The 23,866-nt window shown below is 47.2% G+C and carries 12 protein-coding genes; all 12 read right to left on the reverse strand.

Annotated features, from left to right (window positions below; all coding sequences use genetic code 11):
• Window positions 1–5 precede the first annotated feature (5 nt).
• The 12 genes from bamA to BXO87_RS05610 all read right to left on the reverse strand — a co-directional run bounded on the left by bamA (window position 6) and on the right by BXO87_RS05610 (window position 23,861).
• Window positions 6–11,954 (reverse strand): bacillomycin D hybrid PKS/NRPS BamA, encoded by an 11,949-nt coding sequence (gene bamA / locus BXO87_RS05555; RefSeq protein WP_038458189.1) that lies wholly within the window; start codon window positions 11,952–11,954, stop codon window positions 6–8.
• Window positions 11,955–11,973: 19 nt separating this feature from the next.
• Window positions 11,974–13,176, reverse strand: coding sequence for a bacillomycin D biosynthesis malonyl-CoA transacylase BamD (gene bamD, locus BXO87_RS05560; RefSeq protein ID WP_038458191.1), 1,203 nt, complete (start codon window positions 13,174–13,176; stop codon window positions 11,974–11,976).
• A gap of 559 nt (window positions 13,177–13,735) precedes the next feature.
• Complete coding sequence (locus tag BXO87_RS05565) at window positions 13,736–14,521, reverse strand: 3-hydroxybutyrate dehydrogenase (RefSeq protein ID WP_014418050.1); 786 nt, start codon at window positions 14,519–14,521, stop codon at window positions 13,736–13,738.
• A gap of 12 nt (window positions 14,522–14,533) precedes the next feature.
• Window positions 14,534–15,196: a CoA transferase subunit B gene (locus BXO87_RS05570; protein WP_007410136.1), complete on the reverse strand. Its 663-nt coding sequence runs from the start codon at window positions 15,194–15,196 to the stop codon at window positions 14,534–14,536.
• 17 nt (window positions 15,197–15,213) lie between these two features.
• Entirely contained in the window at window positions 15,214–15,915 is a 702-nt protein-coding gene (locus BXO87_RS05575; protein WP_007410135.1) for a CoA transferase subunit A, read from the reverse strand.
• Between the two features lie 24 nt (window positions 15,916–15,939).
• Entirely contained in the window at window positions 15,940–17,376 is a 1,437-nt protein-coding gene (locus BXO87_RS05580) for a GntP family permease (protein WP_020955901.1), read from the reverse strand.
• A gap of 303 nt (window positions 17,377–17,679) precedes the next feature.
• Window positions 17,680–18,876: a cytochrome P450 gene (locus BXO87_RS05585; RefSeq protein ID WP_038458194.1), complete on the reverse strand. Its 1,197-nt coding sequence runs from the start codon at window positions 18,874–18,876 to the stop codon at window positions 17,680–17,682.
• 1 nt (window position 18,877) lies between these two features.
• Window positions 18,878–19,897 (reverse strand): biotin synthase BioB, encoded by a 1,020-nt coding sequence (gene bioB / locus BXO87_RS05590; protein ID WP_007410132.1) that lies wholly within the window; start codon window positions 19,895–19,897, stop codon window positions 18,878–18,880.
• A gap of 2 nt (window positions 19,898–19,899) precedes the next feature.
• Window positions 19,900–20,601 (reverse strand): dethiobiotin synthase, encoded by a 702-nt coding sequence (gene bioD, locus BXO87_RS05595; RefSeq protein ID WP_038458197.1) that lies wholly within the window; start codon window positions 20,599–20,601, stop codon window positions 19,900–19,902.
• Window positions 20,598–21,758: an 8-amino-7-oxononanoate synthase gene (bioF, locus tag BXO87_RS05600; RefSeq protein ID WP_038458199.1), complete on the reverse strand. Its 1,161-nt coding sequence runs from the start codon at window positions 21,756–21,758 to the stop codon at window positions 20,598–20,600. The genes bioD and bioF overlap by 4 nt, the downstream gene beginning before the upstream one ends.
• Complete coding sequence (gene bioA / locus BXO87_RS05605; protein ID WP_038458201.1) at window positions 21,748–23,094, reverse strand: adenosylmethionine--8-amino-7-oxononanoate transaminase; 1,347 nt, start codon at window positions 23,092–23,094, stop codon at window positions 21,748–21,750. The genes bioF and bioA overlap by 11 nt, the downstream gene beginning before the upstream one ends.
• Complete coding sequence (locus BXO87_RS05610; protein ID WP_032875120.1) at window positions 23,094–23,861, reverse strand: 6-carboxyhexanoate--CoA ligase; 768 nt, start codon at window positions 23,859–23,861, stop codon at window positions 23,094–23,096. The genes bioA and BXO87_RS05610 overlap by 1 nt, the downstream gene beginning before the upstream one ends.
• Window positions 23,862–23,866 lie beyond the last annotated feature (5 nt).

The following is a 23,866-nucleotide window of genomic DNA, read 5'->3' on the forward strand; positions in this document are numbered from 1 at the left end:
TTTCCCTAAAAGTTCAATTGAATAGAATCAAGCGCGTTCTCTTCTTCCTCATTGCTGCCGCTCAATCCGATATGTTCGATTAGAATGCTTGGCTGTTCCAAAATCGCCGATAGGATGTGTAAGTAATCGTTTGATAAAACCTCGATTCTGCTTTTCTTAAACAGTTTTTTCGAATATTCAAACAGTCCGTGATAGTTGTCGCGGTCCGCCTGAATCGACAAGGTCAAATCGAATTTCGCAACCGGATGATGAAATGGATACGGCTTGATTTGAAGGGAATCGAAAGTCAATTCAGCATGATCAAGATTTTGCAGCACAAACATCGTATCGAATAAAGGATTGCGGCTTGAATCTTTTGGAAGATGCAGATGCTGAATTAATTCTTCCAACGGATAGTCTTGATTTTTATAAGCGTTCAGCATGTTTTCTTTTACTTCATTTAAGTAGGCATCAAATGTTTTACGGCCCGCCGGGTGATTGCGAAGGACTAACGTATTGACGAACATTCCCACGACCGGCTCTACATCTAAATGAGTCCGCCCGGCAGATGGCGTTCCTACGATAATATCTTCTTGTCCGCTGTACTTGGATAAAAGAATCGTATAGGCTGCCAATAAAATCATATACAGTGTTGCTCCTGTGTCTTCTTCCATTTGGCTTAAACGCTGTTTCAAGTGTTCGGGTATAAGAAATTCAAATGATTCGCCTTCGTAATCGCGTATGGCAGGTCTCTCATAATCCGCAGGCATATCCAGTACAGGAATATCACCGTGAAACTGATCCAGCCAATACGCTTCCTGGTTCTTGATGTTCCGTTTCTGAATGTCCGATTGCTGCCAAACTGCAAAGTCTTTATATTGAATAGAGAGCGGGTCCGGTTCGTTCCCCTCGTAGATTCGGCTTAAATCTTTCATCAGAATATTGACGGACACGCCGTCAGAAATGATATGATGCATATCAACCACAAGCACGTGCCGCGCAGGTTCAATTTCAATCAGTCCGGCCCGCATCAGCGGCGGCTTGGCTAAGTCAAACGCTTTGATGAAATCAAGCACACGGTCTTCCGCCTCTTCTTCGCTAGCTTGAATTCGTTCTATCGTAAAGTCGACGTTCTGATGAATACGCTGTGCCGGCTCGCCTTCATATAAATCAAAGCTGGTACGCAACGCTTCATGACGCGCGATTAATTTTCGGAAAGCGGCGTTTAACCGTTCGGGATCGATCGTCCCTTCCACATTCATGGCACCCGTCATATTGTAAGTCAGCTCGCCGCCTTCTGTGTGACTTAACAAATACATCCGCCTCTGAGCTGAAGAAACCGGATAATATGGCATTTCCTTTGCAGCCGGAATCGGTACATATCGATTTTTGTCCATGTGTAACGCCTTGTCAGCCAATTGTTCAATGGTAGGAAACTTGAATATGTCTTTGAGAGACAGATTCACATCCAGCTCTTTGTGAATTCTGGCGGCTAAGGCAGCCGCTCGGATGGAGTTGCCTCCGAGATCAAAGAAATTATGTTTGATCCCCGCATGGCTTATTCCGAGCACTTCCTTCCATAAATCTGTCAGTTTGGACTCCGTCTCATTACCCGGCGGAACATATTCAGCTGTCTGCTGCAGACTCGCTTCCGGTGCAGGCAGTGCCTTACGGTTTATTTTCCCGTTGGATGTTAACGGCATATGCTCCAGATGGACAAAATAGGTCGGAACCATGTAGTCCGGAAGCTCCGATGACAATTGTTCCCTAAGCTGAGCAGCCGCTATAGGCTTGTCGCTTACGTAATACGCACATAATTGTTTTAAGCCGTCTTCTTCTTCTTTCACTGTAACCGCGGCTTTTTGCACCGCTTCCGCGTTATGCATTGCTGCTTCAATTTCACCAAGCTCGATTCGGTGTCCCCTGATTTTGACTTGTTCATCAACGCGCCCAATATATACAAGATTTCCGTCCTTCAATCGCTTAGCCAAATCCCCTGATTTGTACATCTTCGCTCCCGGGACATACGGGTTTTCAACAAATTTCTCTGCCGTTAAATCCGGGCGGTTCCAATACCCTCTGGCAACACCCGGTCCGCTGATATATATTTCGCCGATTACCCCGATTGGAACCAGGTTTCTGCTTGCATCGGCCACATAAATATCCGTGTTGGCAGCCGGAGTGCCGATCGGTACAAATTCCCGCTTGTCCCGTTCTGCGTCGAAGTGATAAATCATACATCCGACGACAGCTTCCGTCGGTCCGTATTCATTGAAAATGTCCAGCCGGCCTTTAAACTGCTCGCTGACACTTTTGGCCAGACGGGTGCTTAAATTTTCTCCGCCGACAATCATTTTCCGTATTGCGGTGCCGCCAGCGATATTCATCTCCTTGATGACGTGCAGATGTGCCGGGGTTAATTTGATCATGTCTATTCTTGAGTCCCGCATAATCTCAGAAAGCACAGCGCTTTTGTCTTCGCCGTCAAAGACAATGATGGTATTTCCCGTAACCAGCGGTGTAAATATCGAGGTCACAGTCAGATCGAAAGAGATGGAAGAGTATAATGGGAAGTTGGTTTTCTCACCTCTTACATAAACCTCTTTCGCCCACCAAATATAATTGGCCAGCCCCTGATGCTCAATGAGTACACCTTTTGGATTTCCCGTGGAACCTGACGTATAGATCATGTAGGCCAAATCATGCGCATCGCTGTCCGATTCAAGATTCGAGTGATCCTCATGGTATGAGTTTTCCTCATCCAAAAGCACAATGTCACCATCATACGGTAAGTGATCCAGCAGGCTGCGCTGTGTCAACACAACCTCCGCTCTTGAATCTCTCAGCATATATTGAATCCGATCTTCCGGATATTCAGGATCAATGGGCACGTATGCGCCGCCGGCTTTCAGAACAGCCAAAATTCCGACAATCAGCTCGATCCGATGCGGGCAGATGATAGCAACGAATTGATCCGCCTGTACGCCTTTTGTCCGTAACGTCCGCGCCAATCGGTTCGCCCGTTCATTGAGCTGTCTGTACGTATACCGCTCATTGCCAAAAATAACGGCTTCATGATCGGGACTCTGTTCCGCCTGCATTTCAAACCACCGATATACCGTTTCCTTATGCGGATACGGCGTCTTTGTGCCATTACACTCCGTCAGCAGTTGATGACGTTCGGTTTCAGACAGCATAGGAACAGAAGACAATGTCATCTCCGGCTGCTCAGCAAGGCTGTTTAAAATGGCGGTATAGTGTCTGGTGATCTGTTCAATGGTGTCTTTTGTGAATCGTCCCGGTTTATAATCAAAATGCATCTCTATCTGTTGACCGGCATCTTCGATCGTGAGCATCAAATCATATAAAGAGACCCCTGGATTTCGTTCTTTCACTTTAAATGTACATTCATTGTGCCGGATTTCATGAAATTCAATGTTTTGAAACACAAACATCGTATTAAACAGAGACTTTCCGGTTGTTTCCCGCTGTACATTTAATTTCTCCACAAGCCGGTCGAATGGATAGTCTTGGTTTTCGAAAGCGTCAAGCGTCTGCCGCTTTACTTCTTCCAGATAATCCGTAAACGTTCTATTGGCGTGCGGCTTCGTCCGGATTCCAATGGTTTGTATGAAAATACCGATGATCTTTTCGATATCCGGATGATTTCTTCCTGAAGCAGGCGTGCCAACGACAATGTCTTCTTGTCCCGTATATTTATGAAGCAGCACATTATAGGCGGCCAGAAGCACCGTATAGAGAGTCGTTTCCGCCTTTTGTGCCAAGTCTTGAAGCGAACGGATGACATCCGGCTGTAAGGAGCATGTCACGCGCTGTCCCTCAGAAGACCGTTCTGCCGCTTTTGAACCGTCTGTCGGCAGGTCAAGGATGGGAATTTCGTCTTGAAATTGTTCCAGCCAATATGTCTCCTGCCGCTTCATGGCATCGTCATTCAGCCGTTGGTTTTGCCATTCTGCGAAATCTTTATATTCAAATTCAATGTCCGGTAATGGTTTCTGATGATATAAAGCCAGCAATTCATTTGTAAGGATGTTGACGGAATAACCGTCCGAAATGATATGATGCATATCGATGAGCAGTTCGGCCTGCTCGTTTTCAATCTTGATCAGCTCCGCACGAACTAACGGAGCTTGGTCCAGGCGGAACGGTTTTACAAACCGGTCTGAATAGGCATCAAATTCATCCCGGCTCATTGTCCGGACATGAACGTTAAAATCAACTTCGTTTTCAAGTTTCTGAACGATATCGCCATCTATAATGTCGAAATACGTGCGAAACGCTTCGTGCCGCTGCATCACTTGTTGAAGAGATGAGATCAGGGCTTGCTCATCGTACTTCCCTGTTATTGATATGTGGCCGAACATATTTTGCGCCAGCTGATCCGGTTCCAGTTGGTGCAGGAAATATACTCTTTGCTGTGCCGGCGATGTCGGGTAATACGCTTTTTTCTCGGCAGCCTTCATCGGGAGGTGTACGACTTTCGTTTCGTTCTGAATGAAATGTGCTAATTCCTTAACAGTCTGGTGATTGAAAAATTGTCCGATGGAAACCTTTTGATGAAATGTCTTCTGAACTTTGGAAAGCATAAGCGTCGCCTGGAGTGAGTTTCCTCCCAGAGCCAGGAAGCGGTCTGATCTGCCGACCCGTTCAAGGCCGAAAAGTTCCTCCCAAATCCGCGCCAGCTGCCGCTCCGTTTCATTTACCGGCGCCTCGTAGGCTTCAGTAAAATTTGCCGTATTGCTTCCTATTGAAGAAACCCGCTTCTGGTGTTCGGCGTAAAGTGCTTGTAAATCGTGCTGTTCTTCATCGGAAAAAATCATCATGGCGTCAAGAGGGATTGAATCTCCCTCAACCATTTTTTGCAGCAATTTTGTAAAACCCGCTCCCCACTTTTTCATGATTTCCGGACTGATGACGTTCGTATTAAAGTCGAAATCAAGAACATATTCTTGATGCGCGTCTGTTATGTTAAGAAATAAATCGTACAGGGTGCATTTTACCGGGTATGCTACGGGCTCCGCCTCCGCCTTTCCGAAATGCAGCTTTCGAAAAGGTCTGTCTAAATTAAAGATAATACGCATATCGGGTACTTGATCGTGCGGAAGCTCTCTGGCCACCAGTGTCATCGGGACGGCTTGGTGCCGCATTGCAAGATTCACGCTTTCTTTCATGCTGCCAAGATAACCGGATAAAGTGCTTTCTGAAGAAGACGTGTTCTTCACCGGAATCATATTGACGCAATTTCCAATCAGATCATGCTGTTTCATATGCGATTGACCTGCAGCGGGGATCCCGATCACAAGGCCTGACTGTTTGGTAAGCCGGTGCAGAAAAAGATGAAATGCACCCAGCATCGTCACAAATACGCTATTTTTCATCTGAATGCTTAATGACCTTAAAGCCTCGCTCAATGGCCGTCCAAGCCTGACGGTACACCGGTCTCCCTCATACCCGTTCGGATAACGGACAGAAGCTGTGCTCGGCAGAATTGGCTGCTGTATCGGTTCAGAGAAATGACGCCTCCAATAACGGACCCCTTCTTCATACTGGCCGCTGTCAATCTGTTCCTGCTGCCAGTCTAAGTATTGGCGAAACGAAACATCTGCCTCTTTCGGCGAAATCGGTTTTCCTTGTACTATTGCCGCGTAGTTGCTCTCCAGTTCTTGAACAAAAACGGCGATTGACCATCCATCGGCAATGATATGATGGAACGTGAGCACAATCAGATGTTCATTGTGAGCCGATGTAAGCACATGGATTCTAAACAAAGGCTTTTGTTCATGGAAATGAAACGGCCGCTTGGCATCTTCTGTCAGCCATTTTTGGATTTCCGGCTCCCGATGTTCATGCGGGAGACCGGTAAAATCAATGACAGGTATATCTATATTCATCCGTTCCTGCACTTGCTGTTCCTCGTCATCGGGATGAATCACCGTACGTAAAGCTTCATGACGGTCAACGATATGCCGGACGGCTTGTTTTAATGATGTATACTGCAGTTCGCCCTTCACTTTCAGCATAATGGACTGGTTTAAAGCGGCGGAAGCTTCATTCCCGTAATGGGATGCCATAACCAACTGCTTTTGTTCAGGTGAAAGCTCGCGCGTCCCGGACTTTTTACGACCTCCGCCATCAGGGGAATCCGGGCCTTCCGGAATAAATCCGCCTCGGCGAAGATCCTCCACCGTGTCTTTCACCGCTTGAATAATATTTTCGATATCATCCGCGGTATGCGCCACAGACAAGAAGCAGTTGCGTCCCTCCCATACATAGACCCCTTTATAGTTGAGATGGTAAAAGAACAAGTCATTATCAAGCGATGAGACAAACCGGAATAAAGAACCGAATCGAACCATGCGGATAGGCACTTGCGCTTGTTCGAAGCAGCGATTCAGCTCATCGACCAGGTAGGCTGTTTTTTGATTAAGCTGCTCATACAGATGTTCTCCCTCGGTTTGTAAATGGCGAAGGACGGCTAATGACATCCTCATGGTAAGCGGGTGAGTATTGAAGGTGCCGGCCACAAACGTGCGTTTCGCCTCGTCTTGCGGGTAGGAATCGTCCCCATACTGCCAGGTACCCCCGTCGATCGCATTCATGAACTCAGCTTTTCCGGCAACTACCCCTAACGGCTGTCCGCCGCCGATGATTTTTCCGTAGGTCACTAAATCAGCCTGAATGCCGAACCATTCCTGTGCGCCGCCAAGACCGATCCGAAATCCGGTAATAATTTCATCCATAATCAGAGCTGTTCCGGATTGCTGCGTGATCGCCCGCAATTCTTTCAAAAATGCCTGCGGCTGCAAATCCGGTCTGCGGCTTTGTACCGGTTCCACCAGTACGGCTGCCAATTCATCACCAAGACTGCGGATCACATCCAGCGAATCGGGATTGTTGTAATGTAAAATAATCAAATCATCCATAAAGCTCTGCAGTATGCCCGGAGCCAGCGGATTCGCAGACGCAGCCCCGCCTTTTGTGCCGGCAACCCCTAATACGCCGTCAAACGTCCCGTGATAAGATCCTGAGAACGCCACGACTTTCTTTCTTCCTGTTGCCGCCCGCGCCAAACGCAGGGCAACCATGACGGCCTCTGTTCCGGAATTATAGAAAGCGACCCTTTCCACTCCGGTACATGTGCGGATCCGGTCGGCAACTTCACCGGCGACATCTGACATCGGGCCGAGCGGAGGCAATGATGAACGGGTTGAATCATCGATAACCTGTGTAATAAAGGAAGGATGATGCCCGAAAAGGTTAACCCCGAATCCCATGGTGATATCGATATATTCATTTCCGTCAATATCCCACATTTTAGAACCGTCAGAACGTTCGGCGATAATCGGGTATACGATTTCCTTCCAATACGAACGGAAGCTGGACAAATTGCGGTTGTTTGCATGAGCAAATCGGGTGTTGTCCGTATATTGTTTGGAACCTTTCGTTTTATCTGCGTATTTCTTGATGAAATCTTCTAAGTATTGTTTTTGCCGTGCGGTATAGTGTCCCTGATCATTCAGGTTCTGAGGCTGGAAAGGAACATAGGGTTTCGCTTCTTGAGCCGCTTTCTGTTCTGCATTGACGGTCGGAGGCCCCTGCTTGACAGAAGGAATTGATTTCTCTTGCGCTTTAGCGTATTCTTTCTCATCGGAATGATGTCCGCTGTTTCTCAGCAAATTAAAGCTATTTAATTGAGCTTGCAAGGCATCCTGAATTAATTGATTTTGAGATGCGATTATTTTTTCGAGCGTATGCTCTTGATGACCATCTCTGCGATCCGATTCAGGCTGAGCTTCTGAAATGACCTGTTTTTCCTGCACCGGAACATTCTCTTGAGGCGGAGCGGATGCAAAGGACGATGGAACGGTATCAGCCAAGTAATCTATGACACTTTGAAGGTTGGTCAACGTATCAAAAAAACGATCCATCGGGATGTCTACCCCAAATTCGTCCGCGATGGCTTTTTTGACCTGTGACAGCATGATAGAATCCATTCCGAGCCCGATAAAATGAGCATTCAGATCGAGTTCCTCTCCCCTGATCCCTGAAGCATTGCTGATTACAGTTTTCAGGAAGGATTCAATATGCGCCTTCGATTGATTGATATTCAATGCCGCTTCTCCTCTCTTTTCGCCCTCGTTTAAGCGCAATTGGTCAGCTTCAGCCCAGCATCGGCTCCGTTCAAACGGATACAGGGGCAATGGTGTCTTTTGTACAGTTTCACCGGAATAAAGCGCGCGCCAATCGATAACGGCTCCTTGCACAAATAATTCGGCTGCGCGATGCAGCCATGTGATCCGTTCATCTTGCGTACGTAAACGCTGCTTAATCAGAGCGGCTGCTTGTTGATTCAGCTCTTCTTTATGAGCAGGCAGCATTTCCTTCATATTCTTGTAACCGATGTATACACCGGGAAGGTTTCTGTCTCCCTGAATCAGGCGGGACAGCTTATCCGATAATTCTTGCTTACCGGATACAATCATGGCAATGCCATGATCCAAATGAGCCCTGCCCGTACTGGCTGTATAGCAAATGGACTTTAATGAAGCTTGGCTGTCATCCGATATATATTGCCGGTACTGCTGTGCGAGTTCATAGAGTGATTTTTCAGTATGAGCGGATAAAACAAATAGGTGCGGCTCATGTTCATCCTCGGGTGCATACTCACTTTGAGAAATATATTCTTCCAATACCACATGAGCGTTCGTTCCGCTAAAGCCAAATGAGCTGACTCCGCCTCGCAGCGGCTCATCACCGGATGTGAACTCCGAAACTTCCTGATTCACATAAAATGGTGATGAGTGAAAATGAATGAGCGGATTAGGTTCATTAAAGTGCACTAACGGCGGATTTTTCTTGTGATTCAGCATGAGGACAGATTTGATCAGCCCGACGATGCCTGCCGCTTCAAACAAATGGCCGATGTTCGATTTAACAGAACCAATCGCACAAAATTGTTTTTTTGCCGTATATTTTTCAAACGCTTTACAAAGCCCGTTAAATTCAACCGGATCACCGAGCTTCGTTCCGGTGCCATGCGCTTCGATGAAAGACAGTGTTTCAGGAGCAATGCCCGCGTCTTTCCAGGCCGTCTCAATGACCTCAGTCTGAGCTGCCGGATTCGGTGCTGTAATCCCGGCGGTTGTTCCGTCTTGATTCATCGCGCTTCCCTTGATTACGCCGTAAATATGGTCTCCGTCGCGAACAGCATCCTGCAAAGGTTTTAGCAGGACTGCGGCCGCGCCTTCACCTGTGCCCGTGCCGTCTGAATCTTTGCTGAACGTTTTCGTGTACCCGTCCGAAGATTCCATATCAAGTCCGATACAGATCGGCAAGAGCGATGTCCGGATACCGCCTACAAGAGCCATTTCACAATCGCCGGACGTTAAAGATTTACATGCCATATGAACGGCGGCAAGCGATGAGGAGCATGCCGTATCCACTGTGACCGCCGGCCCTTTTAAATTTAAGAAATAAGCGATTCGGCTGGCTAACACGGAAGGAAGATTGCCCACGATATATTGATGAAGTTCCTCCGGATAATTCGCAGAAAGGAGACGTTCATAATCGTAGCCCACCTTCGAGTACCCTGCATATACCCCGACACGGCTCCCGTTCATGCTGCCGCCGGCATAGCCCGCATCTTCAATCGCATGCCATGCAGACTGCAAAAACAGTCTTTGGTTAGGGTCCATAAACTGAGCCGTTTTAGGAGCTAAACCGAAGAACGAGTAATCAAAGCGGTCGATTTCATCTAAATAGCCGCCCTTCACAAACTGATTCTCATTGAACTCGCTTTGGATGGACTTTAAATAATCCGCCGCATCTTTCAGCCGGGATGCAGGGTATTCTCGAATGCTGTGCTCACCTTTTTCAAGCAGATTCCAAAAATCACTTTTCGTTGATGCTCCCGGGACATTGAGCGACATCCCGATAATGGCGATATCTTTCGGTGTCACATGGCTTGGTTTTGCTGTCACGTCCTGCTTGATTTCAGCCCGACTTTCAGACAGATATGCCGCTAACTCAGTGATAGAAGGATACGTAAAGAGATCTGAAACGGCAAGCTCGCGTCCGAATTTCTGTTCTATGCGCTCGGCAATCTGCGATAACTGTAATGAATTTGCTCCCATATCAAAATAACTGTCAGCGAGGTGAACCTTTTTCCCATTGAGCACATCGGAAAAGATAGACAGTAATTCCGTTTCAATTTCATGAATGGGAGTCTGTCCGGATGTTTCCGGGCTGCTCTCCAAACATTCATTGATAGCGGCAGACTCTGTTGAAAAATTCCCTGCCTCATACTGTCTGGCAAGTTCGTAGCGTTTAACCTTTCCGCTGGTTGTTTTAGGGAGTTTTCGGATCGGAAGGACATCTTTTATGCTCCAGCCGCCCCGCTTGAGCAAATGCTTTTTTATCTCTTTGACAAGCGGTGCGAATTTTTCAGGTGATTTTTTGTAAACAACAAAGAGCACGATTTCTCCGCTTTGTGTCTTTTGATCATATACACCGCAGGCGGCAACCCTTCCTAAGTCAACCTCTTCCATTTCAATCGCGACCCGTTCAATATCGTGCGGGTAGATATTTTTTCCGTTCACGAAAATAATGTCCTTTTCTCTTCCGGTTACGACTAAGTTACCACTTTCACTAATAAATCCGAGGTCTCCCGTTTTTACCCAGCCGTCAGAAGTCAGCGCTTTTTCCGTACTCTCTGGGTTGTTATAATACCCTTGCGTCACATTGTCTCCTTTGATGTGGATATGGCCGATGATTCCGTCTTCTACTCTTTCATTTGTTTCATCGGAGATCCGAAGCTGACAATAGTCAATAGGTTGTCCCACCTCAACGAATGAAGCGCAATTTTGGTCCTCTTTGCTGACTTTTACAGCTCTTTCACCAAGATTTAAATAGTCACGATGCAAATAAACGGGAACGAATTCTTTACCTATTTTAGAGAACGCTGCGCCAACCGAAGCTTCCGCTAAACCGTAAACATTCAAAATGGCGGATCTTTTCAGATTGAATGCTGCGCATCTTTTCAAAAATTCGTCACACAGCTCCGGCAATATCGGTTCTGCACCGTTTGCGATGACCTTGATGTGGGATAAATCCCAGTCTGGTTCGTTTTTCAGAAATTTAAGGAAGTAGTTGTACCCGAAATTAGGAGATGATAGAATACTGGCTTTATGTTCATGAGCTTTTTTCATCCAAAGAATAGGTCTGCGAATAAATAACTCTGTAGGCATTAGATTTTGATTGATTCCGGTTATGAAGGGAACAAGGTGGCAGGCGATGAGCCCCATATCATGCGTTAAAGGCATCCATGATAAGAAAGAGTCTTTCGAATGAACGTGTAGGGCAGTCCCAATGGCGCACGTGTTATGTATTAAGTTGTGATGCGTTAACATGACTCCTTTTGGGTCTCCTGTCGATCCGGAAGAAAATTGGATAAAGGCGAGTTCATCCGCATCAGGTTCATAAAATGAAGCGGGGTAATCGTAGGTTTGATCTTGAATGATGTCAGATTTTTCGTTTAATTGATGATGGAAATCCTGTAAATCGTGTTCTGCAGCGTATTTCTTTATTTTGTCCAATACTTTTTCAGAGGCAATCAGAAAGGGATGATTTAATATATTCCAAATGCGCCAGACCTTCAGTTTATGGTCATCATCTTCTCCGATACTGACCGGAACCGGGATCATTCCTCCTAATATACAAGCCCAAAAAGCAACGACAAATGATTTGTTTTCTTGGATTTGAAATACAATTTCCTGCTTCGGCTTAATGCCGAGATGCTGTAAATAGCCAAGATACCCTTGCGCCTCTTCAAACAATTGGCGGTAAGAGACAACCGTCTCGTTTTTATCGGATTCGATAAAACGGATCCCGCGATCAGAGATACTGCTTCTTTCCCGAATGACATCTACTAAGGTTTGGAATTGACTGGTATACATAGGTCCCCTCCTGGGCGCTTTATTTTAAAATCCGCAATTCTTCCCAAGCCGGAAGCTGTTTAGCTTCACAAATTAATTTGCATAAATGGATCGAATGTTCGAGTTCTTGTTCTGAAAGCACGTCTTCATGCCTTTTCATTCTCTCTTTCAGCTCTTGGATTTGCGTAAATAATGGCGTCGTCATAGTGGAATAAGCCGCTGAATCCTTGTTGTAATTTCGCGCAATGACGGATTGAATCATCAATTTATTCAGTTGTTTTTTGCGTAAATGGACAATATGTTTCTTTCTTTCCGTTGAATTGGAAAGCGGGGGAACATCAGATGTCTGTCCTAAGGGATAAGGTACAATGTGATTCGTTGTTTTTCTCAGCAGACCGGCTAAGACATTGTTCGGACCCATTTCGATGACTTCTGTGACTCCATGTAAAAGCAAGTAATGCATCGATTCTGTCCATCTAACCGGCATCGTCATGTGCTGCTTGAGATGTTCGCTGATCGAATTTCCGCTGCTGTAAGGGCGCGCGGTGACATTTGAAATGATCGGCCATGCGGCATCCCGGAAGGAATACCGGTGTAATACAGTCTGGAATTGTTCGGAGGCTGATCGTATCATCGAACTGTGAAAAGGCGCACTGACATTCAAATAAGTGTATGCCGCACCCTTTTCCTCCGCCATCTTGATGACACGTTCCACAGCTTGCCGGTGTCCGGAAATCACATGCTGCTGTTCTGAATTCATGCAGGCTACACCTGCCGGAAAGTCTTCCGTCGATACTTTCGAACATATTTCCTGCAAGGTTTGGAGAGAGAGCTGTGTCACGGCGGCCATCGTCCCCTGCTGATGGGGATCCGCATTTTGCATAAGAATTCCCCGCTCCCTTACAAGTGTAACGGCATCCTGAAAAGAAAGGGCGCCGGCACAGACAAGCGCTGAATATTCGCCTAAGCTATGGCCTGCCAGGAAGCGGGGCTTCACCCCTATTTCCTGCATATACACTTGAAAAGCAATCACACTGACCGTTAAAATAGCGGGCTGCGCGTTCATTGTCTTTGTCAATTCATTCATATCTCCGTTAAAACACAGTTTTTTTACATCCAAGGAGATCGCATCGCTCGCTTCTTCAAACAATCTCTTTGCGAGCACAAAATCATTCCAAAATTGTTTGCCCATTCCTACAAATTGAGACCCTTGTCCAGGAAATAAAAAGGCAAGATTGTTCATGAGATTCCTCCGATCATATTGAACAGGGGATACAATATCCTACAAAATATCCCTTTATCTAACATCCTAGCATGATTATAACAAATGTGTATAGAATACTTTCGGAGGAGTTATTGTTCGTTTTCACAAACGAATTAGATATATTTATTCATAAAATAAAACATGGGGGTTTCACCGAAAATCAGTCTTAAAGAGAGATGATGAAAGCCGGGGTGGAGCCTGTTACCGGCTCTTCTTCACTTAGGACGCGCTCTTCATGTTTCATATGTTTTAGGGCTATTGGCATTATTGTGTCAGAAATTACATATTTTCTGTTTATTGTAAAAAATCATTTGTATATCTGTGAAGGATTGTAAATTGATTGCGCTTGTTTATAAATGTGGCGCAAGAGATGGATCTGGATGGGGAAAATCCGCAAGGACGAAATACGCCGCAGAACATGCGAATGACCCTGCCCGGATACCGATTGACGCAGTAAATCGGCCTATTGAGTGAACAAGGTTTTCAGGCATAAAAAAACAGCCGTTCAGAGCGGCTGTTTTTTTAAAAAGTATAAGAACTATTGAGCGGTATACCCGCCATCCATGACTACGGCCTGACCTGTGACCCCTTTTGCTTTGTCGCTGGCCAAAAATACGGCGTAATCAGCGATTTCCTTCACTGACAGCAGCCGTTTTTGGGGAACGAGCGGAAAGATGACGTCCTCAAGCACCCGCTCGTACGGTACATTCCTTGTTGCGGAAATGTCCTTTAACTGATTGCGGACAAGCTGAGTGTCCACATATCCCGGACAAAGCGCATTGACGGTAATGCCGTCAGCCGCGCCTTCAAGTGCGCCGACTTTCGTTAAACCAATGACGCCGTGCTTGGCGCTGTTATATGCCGCTTTCCCGTGAAAACCGATCAGTCCGTTGACAGACGCCATATTAATGATTCGACCGAATTGCTGTTTTTTCATAATGGGAAATGCATGCTTCATTGCGATAAATGGCGCAGTCAGCATGAGACGAATGAGCCGTTCAAACTGTTCGGTGGGAAATTCCTCGATGGGCGCGACATGCTGAATGCCCGCATTATTCACAAGGATATCGAGACGTCCGAATTGTTTCTCGACCGTCTGCAGCATGTCGGCCACTTGCTTTTCATTTGTTACATCGCATGTGATGCTGACTGCTTCACAGCCTTCATCTTTCAGTCTTGCCGCCGCTTCTTTCCCCGCTTGTTCGTTTACATCAGAGATGATGACGGCTGCTCCTTCACGGGCGAATTCTTTTGCGATTTCAAGCCCGATTCCTCCGGCTGCTCCTGTTACAACGGCTGTTTTTTCAATAAGCAATGAATGCATGACGGCACCTCCTCATTTTGGTCTGACCCCGTTTTTTAACGACTGGCTGACAGTAAAATGACCTTCTGTTTTCTCAAAGACCTCCTCCATTGTTACACCTTCCTGCAGTTCGGTGAGCGTCATACGGCCATCATGAAAATCGAATACAGCCAAATCTGTGATCAGCCGATCGACCACCTGCCTGCCGGTTAAAGGCAGCGTACATTCCGTTCTCACTTTAGATTCGCCATATTTATTAACGTGCTCCATAATGACAATAATCCGTTTTGCTCCGTGGACCAAGTCCATGGCGCCGCCCATTCCTTTGATCATTTTTCCTGGGATCATCCAGTTCGCCAAATCTCCCCGTTCGGACACTTCCATCCCGCCGAGGATCGCTACATCAATGTGGCCGCCGCGAATCATGGCAAAGGATTCGGCACTGTCAAAATACGAGGCTCCCTTTACTTCGGTGATGGTTTCTTTTCCCGCGTTGATCAGATCGGGGTCCTCCGTTCCTTCCGCCGGATAAGGCCCGATCCCGAGCAAGCCGTTTTCAGACTGAAGCAGGACGTTATAATCATTCGGTATCTCATTGGCTACAAGCGTCGGCATCCCTATCCCCAAGTTCACATTCATTCCGTCCTTAATTTCCTTTACAGCCCGTTTGATCATTCGTTTTCTGCTATCTCTCATTCTGTCAGCCTCCTTTATCATGCTTGCCGGACGGTGCGGCGTTCAATCCGTTTTTCATGAATCCCGCCGAGCAGCACGTGCTGCACAAAAATACCCGGCGTATGAATTTGATCCGGATCAAGCTCTCCGGCATCGACGATTTCTTCAGCCTCTGCAATCGTCACTTTGCCTGCCATTGCAGCGAGCGGATTGAAATTTCTCGCCGTCTTTCTGAACATCAGGTTGCCCAGAGGATCGGCTTTCCAGGCCTTTACGATGGCGGCGTTCCCTGTAATCCCTTTCTCCAGAAGATAGGTGCGTCCGTCAAATGTCTTATGTTCTTTTCCCTCGGCTACTGATGTTCCGACGCCCGCAGGTGTGTAAAACGCCGGAATGCCCGCCCCTCCCGCGCGAATTCTTTCTGCGAGCGTTCCTTGGGGCACCAATTCGACTTCCAGCTCTCCGCTTAAAAACTGCCGTTCAAAGGTTTTGTTTTCTCCCACATAGGATGCGACCATTTTTTTGATCTGCCGGTTTGCAAGCAAGAGGCCTAACCCCCAATCATCAACACCGCAGTTATTACTGACAACGGTCAAGTTTTTTACGCCGCTGTCCCTGATCGCGAGAATTAATTGTTCCGGAATGCCGCACAGGCCGAAGCCTCCTGCGATGAGGGTGTCTCCGTCCTTGATCAGTGCAGCAGCATCTTGATAAGAGTCCATCACTTTTCCTTTTCCCATATTCGTTTCCCCTTTCTGTTTTGGCTACACAAGGCCCGTCAGACTGTAAATGGCGATGATGACAAACACAGCGGCTGTTTTAATGACGGTAATGGCAAAGATATCCCTGTAGGATTGGCGGTGGGTCAACCCGGTGACCGCGAGCAGCGTAATGACGGCGCCATTATGCGGAAGAGTGTCCATCCCGCCGGAGGCCATCGAGATCACCCGGTGCATGACCTCCGGCGGGATGTGGAATGTATTGATTGCTTCTGTATACGCTGCTGACATCGTGCTTAAAGCGATGCCCATTCCTCCTGATGCCGATCCTGTAATCCCGGCAAGCGCAGTGGTCGTCACCGCTCCGTTGACGAGCGGATCTGTAAACGTCTGCGATATGCCGCTGCTGACCATTTTAAAGCCGGGAAGCGCCGCAATGATGCCGCCAAATCCGTATTCGGCTCCTGTATTCATCGACGCCAGCAAGGCACCCCCGATGCCCTCATTCAGTCCTTCTTTCAAATTGAAGAGGACTTTTTTCCAATCGAACAAAATCGTGGTCATGATTCCGATGAACAGTGCGAGTTCTACTGACCAGATCGCAGTGACGGAGGAAAGGTCAATCTTCCCGAACGCTTCTAAGCCGAGCGGCGCAAAATCAAATCCGTCAGGGTACCAATGCGGGAGCCACATCGTGAAGCATTTGTTCATGACTCCCACAAGGATAAGCGGAACAAAGGCGAGCACTTGCCGCGCGGGGCTGGGTTGCGGTAAAACAGGCGTATGTGTTTCATTAGCCAGACTTGAGGATTCCTCTGCAGCGGTAACTTCAGATTGAAATCCAGCATAGCCTTCTCCGGCATTGGCCGCTTTTTTGCGCCGGGATTCTAAATAAATCATTCCGGCCGTAAGCACAAATGCTGCACCAATCAGTCCGAGCCAGGGAGCGGCATAAATGTTTGTTTTAAAAAAAGCGGTCGGAATGACATTTTGAATTTGCGGTGTGCCGGGAAGCGCATCCATTGTAAATGTAAAGGCGCCCAATGCAATCGTACCGGGTATCAGACGCTTGGGAATATCAGCTTTAATAAATAGGTTTTTAGCAAACGGATAAATGGCAAACACCGCTACGAAGAGACTGACGCCGCTGTACGTTAAAATCGCACCCATTAAGACGATGGCTAGAATGGCTCTTTTTGCTCCCACAAGCTTGACGATTGTTTTTGCAATCGACTCAGCGAGCCCGGATATTTCAACAACCTTGCCAAAAACGGCCCCTAAAAGAAATACGGGAAAATATAGCTTAATAAATCCTACCATCTTCTCCATAAATATATTCGAGAAGAAAGGAAGTACGAAGCTTGGATCTGTCAGGAGCACGGCAAACAGCGCACAAATCGGGGCGAATAAAATGACTGAAAAGCCCCGGTAAGCCGCAAACATCAGCATGCCTAATGCCAATAAAATAATAACAATGTCCACAAATCCCCCTCTTTTCTGCTTAATATTAGTAAGCGCTTACAAAAAATCGAGAAAATAAAGCAAAAAACATGCCGGTTTTGCACAGTTTCTGAGGCTGAAAAATGTGCATCATGGTGAATGTTCCGTTTTGGCGAAAGAAAGGGAGACTCTTGCTGTATTAGATTGATTGGCTGAGCAGTGAGTTTTTTTAGGGATAGTTAGATGGATCAGAGAGGATTTTTGCTTTATAAATATGTATTCTTTTTTCTTTCATTTATTTCCTGCAAGAGGAACCGATAAAATCCGGCCCTCCTGCATGGTCATTCAGCCAATGACAACCGGGAGCTCTTTGAGCGACCTAAAACCAATGAGCTTGCGGTATTCAAGGCGGTGTGCAGCCAGCCGAAGCTTAGGCATCCGCTCAAACAGTGTAAGAATTGCAATTTGTGCTTCGATGCGCGCTAATGAGGAGCCTATGCAAAAATGGGCGTTCTTTCCGAATGCAAGATGCGGGTTCGGCTTTCTTTGGATATCCATTTTGTGAGGTTGATCGAATATGCTTGGATCGCGATTGGCTGCCCCTAAAAGGATATATACCTGCTCTCCTTTTTTTATGGTCTTCCCATTTATTTCGCAGTCTTCTGAGGCGGTGCGTGCCGTCAGCTGCGCGGGGCTGTCGTAGCGCAGACATTCCTCAACTGCAGTTTCAATAAGCGAGGGGTTTTCTCTCAGTGCGCTAAGCTGTTCAGGGTGTTTCAATAAAGTAAACACACCGTTGCTTATGAGGTTTACCGTCGTCTCGTGTCCGGCTATGACAAGTAAGATACATGTCGCGAGCACTTCCTCTTTTGAAAGCTGTTCCTCCATAATAAACCTGCTGATCAAGTCTTGCTGAGGGTGCGCTTTCCGCTTGTGAATCAAATCTTTGAAATATGACGTGAGCCTGCCTGCGGTGTCGCTTGCTCTGACTAACGTCTTTCTTGATCGGGTAAGATCAATGGCCTGGATGACGTCTGCCGTCCATTGTCTGAATTGATATCTCTCCTCTTTCGGCACTCCGAGTATCTCCGCAATGATAAGGCTTGCCGATGGAAAGGCAAACTCTGAAACAAGGTCCGCGGTTTTTTTGATTTGGACTTGATCCAACAAGTCATGAACCGTTTCTTTTATACAAGGGCGAAGTGATTCCGCCGTCTTTGCGGTAAATTCTTTACCGATAAGCATCCGCATCCGCTTATGGTCTGATTGATTTTTAAATAACAGCATATCGTGCTGGATATGCGATAGATTTTGATATTTCGTTGAAGCTTCCGGAAGAGGAATGCGGTTTTTAAACCGAATGTCTTTCAGAATCGCTGCCGCTTCTTTGTACCCGGTGACATACCAGCCCGGATATTTTAATACGGTTCCTTTATAAACAGGATCAATGGATCGCAGTTTGTCATAAAACGGGTAAGGGTCATTCCAAAAATCCGAATCCGCATGGAGAGACGGATGTGCAATCGATAGGTCCGCCGTCATCTTATACCTCCGTATTGCAGGCGGATTGCAGGCCGGCTTTCATTTCTTCAACGGATTCGACTTCAAAACCTAAATCATGGAGCATTTGATGATCCTCTGTTTCTTGCTGCCCTGCTGTCGTTAAGTAATCTCCGACGAAAATCGAATTTGCGGCGTAAAGTCCCAGCGGCTGCAGCGAACGAAGGTTGACTTCCCGGCCTCCTGAGATACGGATTTCTTTTGACGGATTGATAAAACGGAACAAGGCGAGCACTTTCAGGCAATACACCGGATGTAATTCGCTTACCCCTTCTAACGGAGTTCCGTCAATCGCATGCAGAAAATTAACCGGGATGCTGTCGGCGTCAAGCGCTTTTAAGCTGTTCGCCATATCAATGACGTCCTGTTTCGTCTCTTTCATGCCGACGATGACACCAGAACAAGGTGACATCCCCGATTGTTTCGCCGTTTCCACTGTATTGACCCTGTCGTCATACGTGTGGGAGGTCGTAATGTTTGAGTGATTCCTTTGTGATGTATTGATGTTATGATTGTACCGGTCTACTCCTGCCTGTTTCAGCCGCTCTGCCTGTTCCGGCTTCAGCAGACCGAGACATGCGCAGATTTTTAAACCGTACGTTTCTTTAATTTCTTTGACAGCATCAACAACTTGATCTACTTCTCTGTTTGACGGTCCCCGCCCGCTGGCGACGATACAGTATGTCCCTATATTCAGGTCGTGGGCGCGTTTTGCCCCCTTTAGCAATATATGCTTATCCACCATCCGGTAAGACTCAATCGGCGCTTTTGATATTGAAGATTGTGAACAGTACCCGCAATTTTCCGGACACAGGCCTGATTTGGCATTCATAATCATATTCAGCTTTACTTTTTTTCCGTAAAATCGTTTTCTGATATGAAAAGCGGCATGCATCAGCAATAAAAGATCCTCATCAGGACAATTTAAAATGGCCAGCGCTTCTTGATTCGTTACTTCCGCCCCGTCCAGCACTCTCTCTGCAAGATCCATCCATTGATTCATGTTTATCTCCCCATTTGTGTCAGATTCATGAAAGAGGAAACATCTATATGTTTCTCAATCATGTGTTGAATGTTTTCCGATGAAACGTGATCCAGCTTCGGTGTGATTCCCAAAATCGGAACTTTGCATAATGTTTCAATCATGCTCGGGTTTGTCTTTTCGTCCAGCCCCGGGTTGCTCTTTACGCCGTTAATAATAATGCCGAGAACCTCTATTCCCATGTTTTTCGCATATTCAACGGTTAAATATGTGTGGTTGATGGTTCCGAGATCAGGCCTGGTGACAATCACTGCCGGCAATTCCATGGCTTTTATCAGATCACTGACTAAGTAATTTTCACCAAGCGGGACGGAAATGCCGCCTGCCCCCTCAACGATGAAACACTCATGACGATTTTTGATCTTACTCCAGTGGGCCATGACATCCGCCATGCTCACGGATTTCCCCTCAAGCATGGCGGCCGTGTATGGCGCAAGCGGCTCTTTCCATTCAAATGGCGTAATTTCTTCATGAGACAGTGCGGTTTGTGACATGTCTTTCAAGAGCGAGGTGTCACTTTCCGGATGAGTCCGCGGCACACCGCTTAAAAACGGCTTAAACACTCCGATATCCGCCTGTTTCTGCCGGAATGCCGCGGCAAGTCCGCAAGAAACGATGGTTTTTCCGACGCCGGTATCTGTTCCTGTGACAAAAAAACTTCTCATTTGTTTAAATTCAGCTCTTTTCTAATGGAATCAAATGCTTCTGTCAGCTCGTCTATGTCCTGTAAGCTGCGATCCGCCGTAACGGTCAGCCTGATTCTGCTTTCGCCTTCCGGAACGGCGGGCGGGCGGATGGCCGGGGCGCAGATTCCCTTTTTCTCCAGCAGCGCAGCGGCTGAAACCGCTGTTTTTGCATCACCGATGATAACGGGGATAATCGGTGTATCTCCGCCTCTTACGGTAAAGCCCATATCGGTCAGACGCTTTTTTATCGTTTTGACAGATGATTGCAGCTCACGGCGCGTATCGTGCATATCTGATATGATGTCAAATGCCGTATGTGAAGCCGCACAAATTGACGGCGGGAGGGCCGTCTGAAAAATAAACGTCCGCGCCTGATTCAGCAAAAAATCAATGAAAATGTTTGATCCCGCGGCAAAACCGCCTTCCGTTCCTACAGCTTTGCTTAATGTGCCGATGACAACATCCGGACAAACACCGAAATAGTCACTGGTTCCCCCGCCGTTTTCCCCAAGTACACCGGTTGCATGCGCGTCATCTGCTATCACAAATGCCTGGTACTGCTTTGCAAGCGCCATTATGCGGTCAAGAGGCGCGATGGTTCCGTCCATGCTGAAGACGCCGTCTGTGACGATGAAGCGGCGGTTCCGAGCCTGGACGGAAGCAAGTTTTTTCTCAAGATCAGCCATATCAATATGGCGGTACACGATGGTTTCCGCTTTTGATAAACGGCAGCCGTCAACAATGCTCGCATGGTTCAGTTGATCGCTTAAAATGACATCGCCTTTTTGAGGCAGTGAGGCAAGCACGCCGATATTCGCCAAGTAACCGCTTGAAAACAATAAAGCCGCTTCCGTCTGTTTAAAGTCCGCGATTGTTTGTTCAAGTTTTTCGTGCCACACAGTATTTCCTGTCGTTAACCGTGAGCCGCCGCTTCCTGCCCCGAACCGGCTCAGCGCCGTTTGCGCGGCTGTGATCAGCCGCTCATCTTTTGACAGGCCTAAATAGTCATTGGACGCCCAAGTCTGCCGCTTTTGCCCCTTGGTTTTGAGAGCGGTTTCCTGTGTTCGCAGCGTCCGATACAGCCCGTCTCTTTTCACCGCATCGAGCCTTTTGAGGAGCCATCCGTCAAAATCCACGGCCGGTCACCTCGGCTATCGCTTCTTTCATAATGGAGATCATGGCTTGTAACTGATCGGTTGTGCTGGCAAGCGGCGGCAGAAAGGCGATGACGTCTCCGAGCGGCCGTGTCAGCATACCAAGCTCTCTCATTTTCAAGGACACCTTGTATCCCATCCGCTTTTCAGGCGGATAAGGCTGTTTTGTCCCCTTATCCTGAACAAGCTCTATGCCGCACATGAAACCGAGCTGGCGGACATCGCCGACATGAGGAAGCTGCTTCAGATCATGAAGAAATTTCGCTGCCGTTTTTGATTTTTCGGCGACTTGTTCAACGATGCGCTCTGATTCGAATAAACGCAGATTTTCAATTGCCGCGGCACAGCCAAGCTGATTTCCTGTATAGGAATGGCCGTGGAAAAATGTTTTCATTTTGTCGTAGTCATCGTAGAAGGCTTCATAAATGGCTTCTGTGGCAAACGTCACAGCGATCGGCAAATAGCCTCCCGTAATGCCTTTCCCTGCCGCCATCAAGTCCGGCTGGACATTTTCATGCTCACAGGCAAACATTTTTCCGGTGCGGCCGAACCCCGTCGCCACTTCGTCAACGATCATTAACACATCATATGCCGTACACAGCTTTCGTACGCCTGCCAGAAAGCCTTCAGGCATGACGATCATCCCGGATGCGCCTTGCACCATCGATTCAATCGTAAGTGCGGCAATCTCTTCGTGGTGCTTTGCAAGCAGCTGTTCGAGCGCGTGAAGGCATTTATCCCGGCACTGTACGGGGTCGCCGCTTTCAGATCTGTATACATACGGAATCGGAGCTTTGTAGCTTTCAAACATCAGCGGGCCGTACACATGGTGGAAGAGTTCAATGGAGCCGACGCTGACAGCTCCGATCGTATCGCCGTGATAGCCGTTCTGCATAGAAATAAACGTCTGTTTCTCGGGTCTCCCTATGTTTTTCCAGTATTGAAAGGCCATTTTCAGAGCGATTTCCATTGCTTCCGCTCCGCTGTCGGAGTAAAAAACGCGTGTCAGCTTTTCCGGTGTGATGCCTGTCAGCATCTCGGCAAGTTCTGTTGCGGGAACGTTCGTCATACCCAGCAAGGTCGAATGAGCGATTTTTTCAAGCTGTTTTTGAATCGCTTCATCCATTTCTTTTTTTCGGTGGCCGTGTACATTGAGCCATACTGAAGAAAAGCCGTCATAATATTCTTTGCCGCTGATGTCTTTCAGCATGATCCCGTTTCCGCTTTCAATGATTAACGGATCTTCATCGTAATCTTTCATTTGTGTGAAAGGCAGCCAAAGATGCTTTTTGCTTTTTTCAATCATTGATTGTTTCATCATTTCTCCTCCCGCTGAATGAATACAGGCTGCTTCTCTAAAAAATGGATACAGCTCTCCGTATCTATGGAGCCATCTGTAAAGAAAATCCGGCAGCCGCATTCATCTCCGGCATTTTTCATCTTGGCAATCCGCTGATATCCCAGCTTCTTTGCGGCAACGTAGCCTGTTATGTAATCAGGGTCATCCGACCAGCACAATTCAGCAATAATCCCCGGATATGCGCAAACTTTTGCCGCGATGGCATGTGCTTCTTTTATTCGTGAATTTTCCGGCATGTTGTGCGTAAAAGCCCATTTTTGAAAATCATGTGACGGCCAATCCACTCGGGATACCCGCACACCTCTATTTCCTCTGCCGTCAATGCGTTTTCCTGCCCGTATATCGAACAGGACCGCTCCTCTTGCTTCTGCATATTCCGCAATGTTTTCATACGCTTTCTCTATCATGTGCGGGGGAATCCCCGCCTTTTGCAGAAGCTTGCGGGCGATTGCTTGTCCTTTTTCCGGCGTGTCTGTTTGATGGAAAGCAACCGGCAGAGGGCGGATCGTTTCGATCGGTTCATTAATGCTTTCAAGCTGAATCTGCATAAAATCAGGTATCCCTCTTGAGTGCGAGAAGCCTTTATGTAATAAGCCATCTACCGCTTCCTGTAAACCGCCGTAAGTGATGAGCCGTTCTCCGCCGGAAATGTGTTTTCCGCCCTGCTCATGGGGGGCGTTTTGGGAAGCTCTCATTCTGACGCTGTAATAGGTCTCTTCCTGCATATATT

The organism is Bacillus sp. GZB (assembly GCF_001975995.1).
GTDB classification, from domain to species: Bacteria; Bacillota; Bacilli; order Bacillales; family Bacillaceae; genus Bacillus; species Bacillus velezensis.